Raw genomic sequence first — 14794 nt, forward strand, 5'->3', positions numbered from 1 at the left:
AACGGCCGGCACCGCCCCGCCGGTACGGCCCGCCGCCCCGGAGCCCGGGTCCGGTCCCGAGCCCACCGGGTCCGGCCCCGCGGAAGCCCTGCCGACGCCCCCGGCCGGGGAGGACTCCGCGCCCCACAACGAGCCGACGATCCCCGCCTACCTCTCCGAGGCCGTCCGCCGGATCAACGAAGCCATCCGGCTCGGCAACATCACCTCGGCCGCGGCGATGGCCCAGCAGAGCACCGCGTCCGCGGTCGAGGCGTTCGGCGAGGAACACCCGCACGTGCTGAACCTGCGGGAGCTGTGCGCCTACGTCGCCTATCTCGCGGGCGACCCGGCGCGCTCCATCGCGATCTCCCTCGACACCGCCCGGGTCCGCCGGCGGCAGGGCGACCCGCGGGCGTACCAGAGTGTGCTCCAGGCGGCCGCGGCCTGGCGTACGGAGCCCGATCCGCACGCCGGGCTGCGACTGGGCCGGGAACTGGTCGAGCTGTGGTCCGAACTCGCCTCGGCGGCGGGCCCCGCCGCCTCGGACATCGCTCAGCTGGAGGCCGCCCGGCGGCGCATGGAACGGCTGGCGGAACGGGCCCGCGGCACGGCGCCGACCGGCCGCTGAACGCGCGGACGGGCGGTGCGCCCGAGATTCCTCGGGGGCACCGCCCGTCCCACACGGTCCGGCCGCGGCCACGGGTCCGGCGCGCACCGGTGAGCAACCGGGCCACCGGGCCACCGGGCCACCGGGCCAAGTCTCCGGGGCGGCCCGCGCCCCGGCTCCGGGCGGCCCGTGCCAGTCCGCGCCCGGCCCCTCCTTCAGGGGCCGGGCGCCCGGGCTTCCGCCCCCGCCCCTCGGTCCCCGGCTGCGCTGCCCGTCCCGGGACTACGCCGGGGCCGCGCCCGGTTCGTCGTCATCGTCCTCCGGGAGTTTGCAGACCCGCTCCAGGAAGACGGCCGCCGCGACCACACCGACGGACGCCAGCACCGACAGACCAGCGTACAGCGCCTGGTCCCGGCGCATCCCGGCGTCCAGGCTGTCCAGCAGCAGGAACACGCCGACGCCGCCGTAGCCACCGGCCACCAGCGAGGCGACCAGCGCGCTCGCCTGGCCGAAGACCACGGCACGGGCGGCCACCATCGGGTCGACACCCTTCGCGCCCGGCACCCGCTCCCGCTGGGCCTTCAGCCGGGCCCGCAGCGCGAGGGCCGTGGCGGCGAGCACCACGGCGATGACCGCCAGCACGACCGGCGCCGCGACGGGCACGCCCGGCAGCGTGCCGTAGGCGTTCCACAGCCGGGCCGCCGCCCAGGAAAGCACCCCGGTGACGACGAAGATACCGCCGAGCACCCTGATCCGAAGTTGCTGCACCGAGCGCTCGCCTCGCCTCTCCGTGGTCCACCGCACACTGCCGGGATCAACGCTACTCCGGCAGCCGGAGTTCCAGGTCGGCGCGCGGTTCGACACCCTCCCGGCCGACCCCGGCCAGCAGCTCGGCCACCGGGCCCCGGCCCGGCAGCTCCGCCGACGGGTCGACGTCGAGCCACGGGACGAGCACGAAGGCGCGCTCGTGCGCCCGCGGATGCGGCAGGGTGAGCGCCGGGTCGTCGGAGACCACGTCCTGGTAGGCGACGATGTCGACATCCAGCGTCCGCGGGCCCCACCGCTCGTCGCGCACCCGCTCGAAGGCCTCCTCGACGGCCTGGGCCCGCTCCAGCAGCGACACGGGCGGCAGCGTCGTGCGCACCAGCAGCACGGCGTTGAAGTAGGAGGGCTGCGAGGCCGGATCGACGCCCCACGGCTCCGTCTCGTACACCGCGGAGACGGCCTTGACCCGGACACCGGGCGTGTCCTCCATGGCGTCGACCGCGCCCTGGAGGGTCTCCAGGCGGTTGCCCAGATTGCTGCCGAGGGCGATCACAGCCCACTTCGGGTTGCTGAGCGTCACATCGGCGGCGTCCACCCACTCCGCCACGGAGGCGGGGACGGGCTGCACGGTCGGGTCGCTCGAGGTCATGCGCGGCTCCGGGTGATGGTGATGGTCACGTCGTCGAACGGAACGGCGATCGGCGCTTCCGGCTTGTGGACGACGACCTCCACCTCGCGCACCGGTTCGTGCCGCAGGCAGCGGTCGGCGATCCGCTCGGCGAGCGTCTCGATCAGATCGACCGGCTCCCCCTGCACGACCGCGGCGACCTCCTCGGCGACGATGCCGTAGTGCACCGTCTTCGTCAGGTCGTCGTCGGCGGCCGCGGGACGCGTGTCCAGGCCGAGCACGAGGTCCACCACGAAGATCTGGCCCTTCTCCCGCTCCTCGGGGAAGACCCCGTGGTGCCCGCGGGCCCTGAGGCCGCGCAGCGCGACACGGTCCACGCGAATCACTCCAGCTGGTCGATCGGATGTACCGGCATTTCCGGGCACAGCGCGCGGTCGCGAGCCGTCCACCCGGCCGCACGCCCCGAACACCATCCGGGCACGAACCTACCGGCGGGCACCGACAACGACCCTCCCGTATGGCGGGCGCGCGAACGGCGGACGAACGACACGACGATCGGGTGGCCCCCAGCGCTGGTCCACACGTGGGGCCGCGGCTGCCCGCACCCCACCGTCTCACCCATACCCGGCAGCCGCACGGTCCCAACGGGTGACCTGTGCCACCCGGACGGACCACGGGCCCCGCCCCGCCACGGATCACCGGCCCACCGAGCCGCCGGAACCGCCGGGCCTGCCGAAACCGCCGGGCCGCCCGGCCGCCGGGCCGCCCGGCCGCCGGGCCACGGCACCCTAGACGATGCCGGTCCCGCCCTCGCCGTCGGGCTCCTCCGGCTCGTCGTCGTCCGCGCCCGTGACATCGGCGAGCACCGGCGAGCCGTGGTGGGCCCAGACCCGCCAGCCGTCCCCGGTGCGCCGGAAGACGTTCGTGGCGACGACCAGCTGGCCGACCAGCGGCCCCAGCTCGCCCTCCTCCTCGGCGGGCCCGCCGCTGAGGATGTTCTCCGTGCACGTCACCAGCGCGATGTCACCCTCGACCGACACCTCGACATCGGTCAGGAAGAACTGGATGTACTCGGTGTTCGCCATGATCAGCGCGTACGAGCGGAGCACCTCGCCGTTGCCGCGCAGCACCGGCCACCCCGGGTGCACGCAGCTCACCTCGCCCGGCAGCCACATCGCGGACAGGGCGTCGAAATCGCCCTGCTCCATCGCCTCGTAGAACGCCGTGTTGGCCTGCTCGACCTGTTCCTGGTCCGTACGGGCCGTGCTCACCCGGCGGCCCCCTCGACGGCGCGCGCCACGCGCACCGCGTCCGCGGTGGCCCGCACCTCGTGCACCCGTACCGCCCAGGCGCCCTCCCGCGCGGAGATCGCGGACACCGCGGCCGTCGCCGCGTCCCGTTCCCGCGCGGGCGGCGGACTGCCGTCCGCACCGGCCAGCACCCGGCCCAGGAACCGCTTGCGGGAGGCTGCGACCAGCAGCGGGCGCCCGAGCGCGCGCAGCGCGTCCAGCCGGGCCAGCAGCGCGAGGTCGTGCTCGGCGCCCTTGGCGAAGCCGAGTCCGGGATCGATCACGATCCGCTCCGGGGCGACGCCGCCGGTGACGACCGCGTCCATCCGCTGCCGCAGCTCGCCGACGACCTCGCCGACGACATCGGCGTAGACCGCGCGGCTGTTCATGTCCTCGCTGAAGCCGCGCCAGTGCATCACCACGAACGGCACCCCGGCGTCGGCCACGGCCGGCACCATCGCGGGATCCGCGAGGCCGCCGCTCACGTCGTTCACCAGGGCCGCGCCGGCTGCCACCGCCTGCTCGGCGACCGACGCCCGCATGGTGTCCACACTGACCACGACGCCCTCGGAGGCAAGGCCGCGCACCACGGGCACGACCCGGCGCAGCTCCTCCGCCTCGTCCACCCGGGGCGCTCCCGGGCGCGTCGACTCGCCCCCGACGTCGACCAGGTCGGCGCCCTCCGCGGCCAGCTCCAGGCCGTGCTTGACGGCGGCGCCGGTGTCGAACCAGAGGCCGCCGTCCGAGAAGGAGTCGGGCGTCACGTTCACCACGCCCATCACCGCGCAGCGATCCCACTGGGGCAGACCGGCCACCACGCCACGCAAGGTACTCATACCCCCACCTTATGCCCCGGGGACCGGCGCCATCCGGCCGGTTCCGCACCGGCCGCGGGACTACCTGGCCAGTATCAGGCTCATGGCCTCGGCGCGGGTCGTCGAGTCCCGCAGCTGCCCGCGCACCGCCGAGGTGGTGGTCTTGGCGCCGGGCTTGCGGATGCCGCGCATCGACATGCACAGGTGCTCGCACTCGACGACCACGATGACCCCGCGCGGCTCCAGGATCCGCATCAGGGAGTCCGCGATCTGGGTGGTCATCCGCTCCTGGACCTGCGGGCGCCGGGCGTAGACGTCGACGAGCCGGGCGAGCTTCGACAGACCGGTGATCTTGCCGTCGGTGGACGGGATGTAACCGACGTGCGCGACTCCGTGGAACGGCACCAGGTGGTGTTCGCAGGTGCTGTAGACCTCGATGTCCTTCACCAGCACCATCTCGTCGTGGCCGAGGTCGAAGGTCGTGGTCAGGACCTCCTCCGGCCGCTGGTGCAGCCCCGCGAAGATCTCCTTGTACGCGCGGGCCACCCGCGCCGGGGTCTCCTGGAGCCCTTCGCGGTCGGGGTCCTCGCCCACCGCGAGGAGCAGTTCCCGGACCGCGTTCTCAGCCCGCTTCTCGTCGAACTCACCGAGCTGCCGCTCGTCGTCCAGCGCCACCGGGTCGGTCATGTGTGCCTCGTTCCTCGTACTGGTGCGTTCGGCCTGCGCGCGCACGCAGCCCCGCACAGTCCCGCGCCCCCTCGGATCAGAACCGAGGGGGCGCGGGTTTCATTCCGTGACGGTCGGGGTCAGCCGCCGGACCCCGGCTCCTCGGGCAGCTCCACCTTCTCGGTGCTGATCGTCGGGGCCGCGGTGGCGCCGCCGCCCGACTGGGAGCCGTTCGCCATGGTCAGCTCCTTGGGGGAGAGCACCGGCGGCCGGGTGGAGGGGGTGCGGCGGGAGGACCCGGTCCACGCCGGGCGGGCCGGGCGCTTCACGATCGGGGCGAAGATCTCGGCGATCTCCTCCTTGCCGAGGGTCTCCTTCTCCAGCAGCTGGAGGACCAGGTTGTCGAGCACGTCGCGGTTCTCGACCAGGATCTCCCAGGCCTCGTTGTGCGCGGTCTCGATGAGCTTCTTGACCTCTTCGTCGACCAGCGCGGCGACCTCTTCGGAATAGTCCCGCTGGTGACCCATCTCGCGGCCGACGAACGGCTCGGAGTTGTCGTTGCCGAACTTGATCGCGCCGAGCCGCTCGGTCATGCCGTACTGCGTGACCATCGCGCGGGCCGTGGTGGTGGCCTTCTCGATGTCGTTCGCGGCGCCGGTGGTCGGGTCGTGGAAGACCAGCTCCTCGGCCGCGCGGCCGCCCAGCATGTACGCGAGCTGGTCCAGCATCTCGTTGCGCGTCGTGGAGTACTTGTCCTCGTCCGGCAGGACCATGGTGTAGCCCAGCGCCCGGCCTCTGGAGAGAATCGTGATCTTGTGCACCGGGTCGCTGTTCGGAGAGGCCGCCGCGACCAGGGCGTGACCGCCCTCGTGATACGCGGTGATCTTCTTCTCCTTGTCGCTCATGATCCGGGTCCGCTTCTGCGGACCCGCCACGACACGGTCGATCGCCTCGTCCAGGAAATGGTTGTCGATGAGCTTGGCGTCACTGCGGGCCGTGAGCAGGGCGGCCTCGTTGAGGACGTTGCTCAGGTCGGCACCGGTGAAGCCGGGCGTACGGCGTGCGACGGCGCTGAGATCGACGTCGGGCGCGACCGGCTTGCCCTTCTGGTGCACCTTGAGGATCTCCAGCCGGCCCTGCATGTCGGGCCGGTCGACCGCGATCTGCCGGTCGAAGCGGCCCGGGCGCAGCAGCGCCGGGTCGAGGATGTCCGGCCGGTTGGTGGCGGCGATCAGGATGACGCCGCCCTTCACGTCGAAGCCGTCCATCTCCACGAGCAGCTGGTTCAGCGTCTGCTCGCGCTCGTCGTGGCCGCCGCCCATGCCGGCGCCGCGATGCCGGCCGACGGCGTCGATCTCGTCCACGAAGACGATCGCGGGCGCGTTGGCCTTGGCCTGCTCGAAGAGGTCGCGGACCCGGGAGGCGCCGACACCGACGAACATCTCGACGAAGTCGGAACCGGAGATCGAGTAGAACGGGACGCCGGCCTCGCCCGCGACGGCGCGCGCGAGCAGCGTCTTGCCGGTCCCCGGCGGGCCGTACAGCAGCACACCCTTGGGGATCTTGGCTCCCACGGCCTGGAACTTCGCGGGCTCCTGGAGGAACTCCTTGATCTCGTGTAGCTCCTCGACCGCCTCGTCGGACCCGGCGACGTCGGAGAACGTCGTCTTCGGGGTGTCCTTGGTGATGAGCTTGGCCTTGGACTTCCCGAAGTTCATGACCCGGGAGCCGCCGCCCTGCATCTGGTTCATCAGGAACAGGAAGACGACGACGATGAGGACGAAGGGGAGCAGCGAGAGCAGCACCCCGACGAACGGATTCTGCTTCGACGGGGACACGGTGTACCCGTCGGGCAAGGTGTCGCCGTCATTGTCGTTGACCTTCGCCTGAAGGTCCTTCGCGAGCTCGGTGCCCTGGTCGCCGATATAGCTCGCCTGCAGCTTGTCGCTGCCCTCGATCTTGGTGTCGCCCTTGAGCTCGACCTTGATCTTGCTCTCGTCGCCTGTGGTCAGCTCGGCTGACTTGACCCTGTTGTCGGCGATCGCGTTGACGACCTGGCCGGTGTCCACCGTCTTGTAGCCGCCGGACGAACCGACGACTTGCATCAACACGACCACGGCGAGGACGGCCAGCACGATCCACATGACCGGCCCACGGAAGTAGCGCTTCACGTCCATCCATACGGGGCGCGAGCGCCCCGTCCCTCCTGCCACAGTGAGGCACGACAGCCCGTCGGCGAGCCGGCCGTGCGTACGGTGAATTACTCGACCTATTAAAGACTGACCTTCGGACGGTACCCCAGCTTCGTCGCCCGGCGCTGCCCGGGACGGTGAAACACCACCGTCCCGCACCCGTTCAACGCCGCCGGGGCCGCGGAGGTTCCCCGGTGGCCCTCAGCCGCCGTAGACGTGCGGCGCGAGGGTCCCGACGAAGGGCAGGTTGCGGTACTTCTCGGCGTAGTCGAGGCCGTATCCGACGACGAATTCGTTGGGGATGTCGAATCCGATGTACTTGACGTCGATGTCGACCTTGGCGGCGTCCGGCTTGCGCAGCAGCGTGCAGACGTTGAGGGAGGCCGGGCCGCGGGAGCTGAGGTTGGACAGCAGCCACGACAGGGTCAGGCCCGAGTCGATGATGTCCTCGACGATCAGCACGTCCCGGCCGGCGATGTCGGTGTCCAGGTCCTTGAGGATCCGTACCACGCCGGAGGACTTGGTGCCCGCGCCGTAGGACGACACCGCCATCCAGTCCATGGTCACCGGCGAGGAGAGCGCCCGTGCCAGGTCCGCCATCACCATGACCGCGCCCTTGAGGACACCGACGATCAGCAGGTCCCTGCCCGCGTACTCCGCGTCGATCTTCGCGGCCAGCTCTGCCAGCTTCGCGTCGATCTCTTCCTTGGTGATGAGCACCGACTGAAGGTCGCTGCCCATGTCCTTGTCGTCCACCCGCGTCACTCTCGGTCGTTTGCGTCCCGGTCCCGCCGCCGACACGCACGGCCCCGGGGGCCGGTCGTTTCGGACGGGAGGTCGGCTCAGTGCTCGGCGTCGGCCTCGTCGCGTCGCCTGATGACCAGATTGCCACACCGGCGGCGCACCTCGACCCGGCCGGGGAGGTTGATCGTGCCCTGGCCGTGCCAGTCGGTGACCAGCCGGTCCACCTCTTCGATGTGCCGGGCGAAGAGCGATCCGGGGGGCGATCCGGCGGCTACGCAGGCACGGCGCAGCACCCGGCGGCGGACGGCCGCGGGCAGCACGGCGAGCTTGGCGGCGACGAGCGCGGGCGGCCCGGCGGGACCGCCGCCGGCCGGTCCGGTGCCGGAGACGGGGACCGAGTCAGAGGGAGCGGAGGCGGGGGTGGCGGGAGCGGATGTGGGGGCAGTGGGGGCGGATGCGGTGGGGGATGCGGAGGCGGCGGCGGGGGATCCGGGGGCCGGCTGGGCCGGTTCGGCGCGTACGGAGCGCTCGGCGTCGGCGGCCCAGGCGTCGAGGGCGTCCGCGTCGTCGCGGGAGAGCTGGGCGGTGCGGGCCAGCGCCTCGACGACGCCCTTGCCGAGGGCCTTCTCCAGCGCGGGGAGACCCTCCTGGCGCAGCCGGGAGCGGGTGTAGGCGGGGTCGGCGTTGTGCGGGTCGTCCCAGACGGGCAGGGACTGGGCCAGGCAGGCCTTGCGGGCGGTCTGCCGGTCGATGCGGAGGAACGGGCGGCGGTAGCGGCCGCCTTCGCCGGAGACGACGGCCATGCCGGAGAGCGAGCGGGTGCCGGAGCCGCGGGCGAGCCCCAGCAGGACGGTCTCCGCCTGGTCGTCCCGGGTGTGGCCGAGCAGCACGGCGGCGGCGCCGTGCCGTTCGGCGGCGGCGTCGAGGGCCGCGTAACGGGCGTCGCGGGCGGCGGCCTCGGGGCCGCCCTCCCGGCCGACGTCGACGGATACCGCGTCGACGGGGTCGAGGCCGAGGTCGCGCATGCGGGAGGCGACCTCCGTGGCGCGCCGGGAGGATCCGGACTGCAGGCCGTGGTCGACGGTGACGCCGCCGGCGCGGAGCTTCAGCTTGGGTGCCTCGAAGGCGACGGCGGAGGCGAGCGCCATGGAGTCGGCGCCGCCGCTGCACGCGACGAGCACGAGTGATCCGGGGTGGAGGTCTTGGAGGACGCGGCGGACCGCCAGGCGTATCGCCGCGACCGCTGGATGGGGACCCATATCCGGTTCCCTTCCTGTGTCAGGGGTGTCGGAGTCGGTGGCTCGGGGCCCGGGCGGGCGGCCCGGGCCCTCGGCGCACTCAGTCACGCTGAGTGTGTAGATGGTGACAGAGGCGAGTCGTTAACCGAGCATCGCACGCCTACCGGCGTCCCCACGGTCCCTCGGACGGGTGATCCGATGGACTGTTTTACGGCCGTGTCCCCCCGTGACCCGCTCGCGACGCGGGCACCCGGTCCGGGAACGGGAGCGCACGTCTAGGAGTCCGCCTTGCGGTGCACCCGCGCCACCCACTCGGCCGGTTTGGCGATCTCCGCCTTGGTGGGGAGCGTGTTCGGCGAGGTCCAGACGCGGTTGAACCCGTCCATTCCGACCTCGTTCACCACCGCGCGCACGAACCGCTCGCCGTCGCGGTACTGCCGCAGCTTCGCGTCCAGCCCGAGGAGCTTGCGCAGCGCCTGGTCGAGCCGGCCGGCGCCACTGGCCCGCCGCTGCTGGAACTTCTCCCGGATCTCGGCCACCGACGGCACGACGTCCGGGCCGACGCCGTCCATGACGTAGTCGGCGTGTCCCTCCAGGAGCGACATGACGGCGGTCAGCCGGGCCAGGATCTCCCGCTGGGCGGGCGTCTGGACCAGCTCGACGATGCTGGACCCGCTCTCGTCCCGCTCCCCCTCCGGCCGCCCGCCCGCGAGCGACTGGGCGACCTCGCGGAAGCGTTCCAGGAGGGTGCCGGGGTCCACGTCCGTCTCGCCGAGGAAGGACTGGATCTCGCCCTCGATGTGGTCGCGCAGCCACGGGACACCGCTGAACTGGGTGCGGTGGGTCTCCTCGTGCAGGCACACCCAGAGCCGGAAGTCGTGCGGCTCGACGTCCAGCTCCCGTTCCACGTGCACGATGTTCGGCGCGACCAGCAGCAGCCTGCCGCCGCCGTTCTCCCCGGCGGGGAGGTCGCGGGTGCCCGGGGCGAAGGTCTCGTACTGGCCGAGGACCCGGGAGGCGAGGAAGGACAGCAGCATCCCGACCTCGACGCCGGTCACCTTGCCGCCGACCGCGCCGAGGACCGCCCCGCCCGGGCTGCCGCTCCTGCGGGTGCGCATCTTCTCCAGCAGGGGCTTCAGCAGTTCCTGGAAGCCCGCGACGTTCGCCTTGATCCAGCCCGCCCGGTCGACCACGAGGACCGGAGTCCCGTCCCCGGGCTGCGGGTTCACCCCGTCGACGCCCGGAACCGCCATCCGGGTGAACGCCCGCACGTGCTCCTCGGAGGCCACGGCGTGCCGGCGCAACTCGGCGACGACTGCCCGGGCCTCGTCACGGCTGACCTCCGGCCCCGGCCGCACGAGCCGGGTCGCGGTCGCCACCGCGAGGTTCCAGTCGACCATCTCGGCACCACCGATGCTCGTCATGGCTTCACCGTACGTTGCCCGCGCGGCGAGCGGGAGGACAAGCGTCCGGACCGCCCGGCTCGCCGGACCGCGGGTTTCAGCGGCAACCGCAGTTCGCCACGGCCGAGGCCATCCGGTCCAGGGCGGCCTGGGCGCCCTTCGCGTCGGTGCTGCCATTGGTCATGAAGGCGAAGGCCAGCAGCCGCCCGTCGGCGTCCACCACCGTCCCGGCGAGCGTGTTCACCCCGGTGAGGGTGCCGGTCTTGGCGCGCACCATGCCGGTGCCGGCCGAGGCGTCGGCGTACCGGCTGCGCAGGGTGCCGCTGAAGCCGGCGACGGGCAGGCCGGTGAGCACCGGGCGCAGCTCCGGCCGCTCCGGGTCGGCGCTGCGGACCAGCAGCTGGGCCAGCAGCTCGGCGGAGACCGCGCCGTGCCGGTCGAGCCCGCTGCCGTCGGTGAACCCGGCGCCCTTCACCGGCACGCCGAGGCGCGCCAGCCGGTCCCGTACGGCACGGCCGGCGCCCGCGAAGCTCGCGGGCTCACCGGAGGCGACGGCGGTCTCCCGGGCGAGTGCCTCGGCGATGTCGTTGTCGCTGTTGGTGAGGGACCGTTCGACGAGGGCCGAGACGGGCGGCGAGGCGACGGCGGCGAGCCGGTCCGCGCCGCGCGGGGCCTTCGCGTGGCGGGGCTTGCCGGTGACGTCGACGCCCCGGTCGCGGAGCAGTCCGGCGAACGCCTCGGCGGCCTCGCGGGCCGGGTCCTCCGCGCGCGGCGCCGGGCCGCGGTCGCTGTCGTCGAGGCGGCCCTCGTCGGTCATCAGGGCGCTGACCGGGGCGATGTTCTCGTTGGGGCCGATGGGGTGCCGGGCGGGTCCGGAGTAGCGCGAGGTGTCGTACGCCAGCTCGACCTTCGGCGCCGCGGCGCGCTTCCCGCCGTTCTTGGCGCCGCCGTCCCCGCTGTCGCCGTCCTCGCCGTCGCCCTTCCGGTCCTTCCCGGCGTCGCCCTTCGCGCGGTCCTTCGCGCGGTCCTTCGTGTCGTTCCCGCCGTCGCTCCCGTCCTCGCCGCCCCCTCCGTCGCCGTTCCGGCCGTCGTCGTTCCCGGCATCCCCGGCCGCGCGCTCCTTCAGGGCGCGGGCGGTGCGGTCGGCCAGCTGCGGCAGGCTCGCGGGATCGCCGGGCTCCTCGCCGGGAGCCTCCCGGGTCAGCGTCGGGTCGCCGCCGCCGACCAGCACGATCTCTCCGTCCTCCGGCCCGGTGACGACCTCGGTCTCCAGACGGTGGTCGGGGCCGAGCGCGTCCAGTGCGGCCACCGCGGTCGCGATCTTCACCGTGGAGGCCGGCACGGCGGGGGTGCCGGCCCTGCTGCCGTACACCAGCCGCCCCGTCACGGCGTCGACCACCGCGGCGGTGCGCAGCTTGCCCAGCGCCGGATCGCGCAGCAGCGGGTCGAGCGCGTCGGCCAGGCCGCGGCTCGTCGGCGCGGGAGCGTCCCCGGCGGCCCGGGCGGGCATCCCGAGCGCGGCCAGTACGGCGGAGGCGCGGGCGCCGTCGGCACCGCCGCTTCCCGCCCCGTCGCCGTGACGCTCACCACCCTCGCGGTCCTGCGCCGCTGCGCGGGCCCGCTCGGCCGTACGCTGTCCGGAGTCCCAGGGCCCGGCAGCGGTCACCGCCCCGGCTGCCACGGCAAGGCCGAGCACGGCGGAAACGGCCGCCACCTGCCACGACGGCAGGGCCTGCTGTCCTGACACGTGGCGGCCGGGCCACCTGAAACGCCATGATCTGGCCTCGGGCACCTCGGACCAGCCCCTTTCGCAACCACCCACCTGCGTAAGAGACACTTAATCACCAGAAGTATGGCCTGATCATGGAGGAGCCACCCGTGGAGTTCGACGTCACCATCGAGATCCCGAAGGGTTCGCGGAACAAGTACGAGGTGGACCACGAGACCGGTCGGATCCGCCTGGACCGTCGACTCTTCACCTCGACCAGCTACCCGGCCGACTACGGCTTCGTGGAGAACACCCTGGGCGAGGACGGCGACCCGCTGGACGCGCTGGTCATCCTGGATGAACCGACCTTCCCCGGCTGCCTCATCAAGTGCCGCGCCATCGGCATGTTCCGGATGACGGACGAGGCCGGCGGCGACGACAAGCTGCTGTGCGTTCCTGCGTCGGACCCGCGCGTCGAGCACCTCCGGGACATCCACCACGTGTCGGAGTTCGACCGGCTGGAGATCCAGCACTTCTTCGAGGTCTACAAGGACCTGGAGCCGGGCAAGTCGGTGGAGGGTGCCAACTGGGTCGGCCGTGCCGACGCCGAGGCCGAGGTCGAGGCGTCCATCAAGCGCCTGGAGGCCTCGGGCGGCAAGCACTGAGCAGACCCGGCACACCGGTCCGCCCCGGGCGGCGGTCCGTGATCGTCCGTACGAGCGGGCGGGGCATCCCGGAGAGGACGCCCCGCCCGCTCGCTGCGCGCGATGGGCGGACCCGCCGCGGATGCGGCATCGTGAACAGCGTGGCCCACGGGTGGTCTCCGTCGGGCACGTCCCGTCCGGATGTCCCGGAAGACATCCTGAGGGGCACCCGCGGACAGACACCCTGACGGACGTCCCCGACGGGCGTCCGCGACGGACATCCGTGACGGACGTCCCCGACGGGCGTCCCGGAGACACCCGACGGGGAGGCCCGCCGGGAGACCTGCCGGGGGGACCTGGCGAAGAGACGCCCCGGAGAGAACGGCGAGGAGGAACGGAACGACGTGGTGGCGGACCCGAAGCGGCACGGCGGTGAGTCCGAGGCACCGGCGCACCCCGAGGACCGCAAGCCCGTCTCCGACGAGGCGCACAGTGCCTTCACGCCGCCGCTGGGCGTACCGCTGCCGCCGCCCCCGGAGGACGAGCATCCGACGTCGGAGTTCGCCCGGCCCCCGGGGCTGCCGCCGGAAACGCCCGAGGAGCCCGAGGGCTCGGCCTTCTCCCCGCCGGGCGGCCGGCCCGACTTCCCGGCCTTCACCCCGCCGGCGGGCATACCGGTCGTCCGGCTGACGAAGGAACAGCCCTGGCAGGACCGGATGCGCACGATGCTCCGGATGCCGGTCGGCGACCGTCCCGTACCGGAGCGCGCGGAGCGGCACGAGGACGAGAGCGGGCCCGCGGTGCCGCGCGTCCTCGACCTCACCCTGCGGATCGGCGAGTTGCTGCTCGCGGGCGGCGAGGGGGCCGAGGACGTCGAGGCGGCGATGTTCGGCGTCGCGCACGCCTTCGGCCTGGACCGCTGCGAGCCGACCGTCACGTTCACCCTGTTGTCGGTCACCTACCAGCCCTCGCTGGTGGACGACCCGGTGTCGGCCAGCCGTACGGTGCGCCGCCGCGGCACCGACTACACCCGGCTGTCCGCGGTGTTCCAGCTGGTGGACGACATCACCTCGGACGACTCCGAGGTGACCCTCGAGGAGGCGTACCGGCGGCTCGCGGACATACGGCGCAACCGCCACCCCTATCCCGGCTGGGCGCTGACGCTGGCCGGCGGGCTGCTGTCCGGCTCGGCGAGCATGCTCGTCGGCGGCGGCCTGCTGGTGTTCATCGCGGCTGCCGCCGGGGCGATGCTCGGCGACCGGCTGGCGTGGCTCGCGTCCGGGCGCGGGCTGCCGGAGTTCTACCAGTTCGTGGTCGCGGCGATGCCGCCCGCGGCGATGGGCGTGACGCTCGTGCTGGTGCACGCCGACGTCAAGCCGTCCGCGGTGATCACGGGCGGGCTGTTCGCGCTGATTCCGGGGCGGGCCCTGGTGGCAAGCGTGCAGGATGGGCTGACCGGCTACTACATCACCGCCGCGGCCCGGCTGCTGGAGGTCTGCTATCTGATCGTCGGCATCGTCATCGGCGTGCTCCTGGTGCTGGTCGTCGGCGTGGAGCTGGGCGCGAACCTCAGCCCGGACGAGAAGCTCGGGAACGTCTACCGGCCGTTGTGGCAGATAGCGGCGTCGATGGCGCTGGCGCTCTCCTTCTGCATCATGCTCCAGCAGGAACGTTCCACTGTGCTGGTGGCCACGCTCAACGGCGGTGTCGCCTGGGTGGTCTACGGGGCGCTGCACGACGTCGGCGGGATCTCCCCCGTGTTCTCCACGGCGGTCGCGGCGGGCCTGGTCGGCCTGTTCGGGCAGTTGCTGTCCCGCTACCGGTTCGCGTCGGCGCTGCCGTACGTCACGGCTGCCATCGGTCCGCTGCTGCCCGGTAGCGCGACCTACTTCGGTCTGCTCGGCATCGCGCAGGGCGACGTCAACGCGGGTCTGGTCTCGCTCTCCACCGCCGTGGCGCTGGCCCTCGCCATCGCCGTCGGGGTGAACCTCGGCGGGGAGCTGGCGCGGCTGTTCCTCAAGGTCCCCGGAGCGGACCTGGAGACCGGCGACCGCCGGGCGGCCAAGCGGACCCGCGGCTTCTGAACCCGCGGCGCGCCCGGGCGGCACCCGCGCGG

13 protein-coding genes and 1 pseudogene are annotated in these 14794 nt (G+C 73.0%); 3 read left to right on the forward strand and 11 right to left on the reverse strand.

Annotated elements, in window-relative coordinates; genetic code table 11:
- A pseudogene (locus GCU69_RS32580) lies at nucleotides 1–607 on the forward strand (tetratricopeptide repeat protein); the annotation flags it as partial.
- A 261-nt stretch (nucleotides 608–868) separates the two neighbouring features.
- Here GCU69_RS32580 and GCU69_RS08685 read toward each other — a convergent pair.
- The 11 genes from GCU69_RS08685 to dacB form a co-directional block, all read right to left on the reverse strand.
- On the reverse strand, nucleotides 869–1354 hold the full coding sequence (locus GCU69_RS08685; RefSeq protein ID WP_156205565.1) for a DUF3180 family protein: 486 nt from the start codon (nucleotides 1352–1354) through the stop codon (nucleotides 869–871).
- A 52-nt stretch (nucleotides 1355–1406) separates the two neighbouring features.
- Nucleotides 1407–2000: a 2-amino-4-hydroxy-6-hydroxymethyldihydropteridine diphosphokinase gene (gene folK / locus GCU69_RS08690; RefSeq protein ID WP_098752502.1), complete on the reverse strand. Its 594-nt coding sequence runs from the start codon at nucleotides 1998–2000 to the stop codon at nucleotides 1407–1409.
- Nucleotides 1997–2365, reverse strand: coding sequence for a dihydroneopterin aldolase (folB, locus tag GCU69_RS08695; RefSeq protein WP_098752503.1), 369 nt, complete (start codon nucleotides 2363–2365; stop codon nucleotides 1997–1999). Before folB ends, folK begins: the two co-directional genes overlap by 4 nt.
- Nucleotides 2366–2767: 402 nt before the next feature.
- Nucleotides 2768–3250: a nuclear transport factor 2 family protein gene (locus GCU69_RS08700; protein WP_098752504.1), complete on the reverse strand. Its 483-nt coding sequence runs from the start codon at nucleotides 3248–3250 to the stop codon at nucleotides 2768–2770.
- Entirely contained in the window at nucleotides 3247–4104 is an 858-nt protein-coding gene (gene folP, locus GCU69_RS08705) for a dihydropteroate synthase (protein ID WP_156205566.1), read from the reverse strand. The genes GCU69_RS08700 and folP overlap by 4 nt, the downstream gene beginning before the upstream one ends.
- Before the next feature lie 60 nt (nucleotides 4105–4164).
- Nucleotides 4165–4770, reverse strand: coding sequence for a GTP cyclohydrolase I FolE (gene folE, locus GCU69_RS08710; RefSeq protein WP_098752506.1), 606 nt, complete (start codon nucleotides 4768–4770; stop codon nucleotides 4165–4167).
- A 119-nt stretch (nucleotides 4771–4889) separates the two neighbouring features.
- On the reverse strand, nucleotides 4890–6926 hold the full coding sequence (gene ftsH / locus GCU69_RS08715) for an ATP-dependent zinc metalloprotease FtsH (RefSeq protein WP_098752507.1): 2037 nt from the start codon (nucleotides 6924–6926) through the stop codon (nucleotides 4890–4892).
- A 216-nt stretch (nucleotides 6927–7142) separates the two neighbouring features.
- A complete protein-coding gene (gene hpt / locus GCU69_RS08720; RefSeq protein WP_156205570.1) occupies nucleotides 7143–7682 on the reverse strand; it encodes a hypoxanthine phosphoribosyltransferase in 540 nt (179 codons plus the stop codon).
- Nucleotides 7683–7783: 101 nt separating this feature from the next.
- Nucleotides 7784–8944 (reverse strand): tRNA lysidine(34) synthetase TilS, encoded by a 1161-nt coding sequence (gene tilS, locus GCU69_RS08725; RefSeq protein WP_156205567.1) that lies wholly within the window; start codon nucleotides 8942–8944, stop codon nucleotides 7784–7786.
- Between the two features lie 254 nt (nucleotides 8945–9198).
- Nucleotides 9199–10347 carry a zinc-dependent metalloprotease gene (locus tag GCU69_RS08730; protein WP_156205568.1) on the reverse strand — a complete coding sequence of 383 codons (1149 nt, stop codon included), beginning with the start codon at nucleotides 10345–10347 and terminating at the stop codon, nucleotides 9199–9201.
- A gap of 76 nt (nucleotides 10348–10423) precedes the next feature.
- Nucleotides 10424–12073, reverse strand: a complete 1650-nt coding sequence (dacB, locus tag GCU69_RS08735) for a D-alanyl-D-alanine carboxypeptidase/D-alanyl-D-alanine endopeptidase (protein WP_098752511.1) — start codon at nucleotides 12071–12073, stop codon at nucleotides 10424–10426.
- Between the two features lie 131 nt (nucleotides 12074–12204).
- Here dacB and GCU69_RS08740 point away from each other — a divergent pair, with 131 nt between their 5' ends.
- A complete protein-coding gene (locus GCU69_RS08740; RefSeq protein WP_098752512.1) occupies nucleotides 12205–12699 on the forward strand; it encodes an inorganic diphosphatase in 495 nt (164 codons plus the stop codon).
- 383 nt (nucleotides 12700–13082) lie between these two features.
- Nucleotides 13083–14762 (forward strand): threonine/serine exporter family protein, encoded by a 1680-nt coding sequence (locus GCU69_RS08745; protein WP_098752513.1) that lies wholly within the window; start codon nucleotides 13083–13085, stop codon nucleotides 14760–14762.
- Nucleotides 14763–14794 lie beyond the last annotated feature (32 nt).

This window comes from Streptomyces lycii (assembly GCF_009735685.1).
In the GTDB taxonomy this organism is placed as follows: Bacteria; Actinomycetota; Actinomycetes; order Streptomycetales; family Streptomycetaceae; genus Streptomyces; species Streptomyces lycii.

What these genes read in the sequence shown, in the direction of transcription:
- folK (WP_098752502.1), bottom strand. Translation starts at nt 2,000, where the DNA reads ATGACCTCGAGCGACCCGACCGTGCAGCCCGTCCCCGCCTCCGTGGCG.
- folP (WP_156205566.1), bottom strand. Translation starts at nt 4,104, where the DNA reads ATGAGTACCTTGCGTGGCGTGGTGGCCGGTCTGCCCCAGTGGGATCGC.
- folE (WP_098752506.1), bottom strand. Translation starts at nt 4,770, where the DNA reads ATGACCGACCCGGTGGCGCTGGACGACGAGCGGCAGCTCGGTGAGTTC.
- ftsH (WP_098752507.1), bottom strand. Translation starts at nt 6,926, where the DNA reads ATGGACGTGAAGCGCTACTTCCGTGGGCCGGTCATGTGGATCGTGCTG.
- hpt (WP_156205570.1), bottom strand. Translation starts at nt 7,682, where the DNA reads ATGGGCAGCGACCTTCAGTCGGTGCTCATCACCAAGGAAGAGATCGAC.
- tilS (WP_156205567.1), bottom strand. Translation starts at nt 8,944, where the DNA reads ATGGGTCCCCATCCAGCGGTCGCGGCGATACGCCTGGCGGTCCGCCGC.
- GCU69_RS08730 (WP_156205568.1), bottom strand. Translation starts at nt 10,347, where the DNA reads ATGACGAGCATCGGTGGTGCCGAGATGGTCGACTGGAACCTCGCGGTG.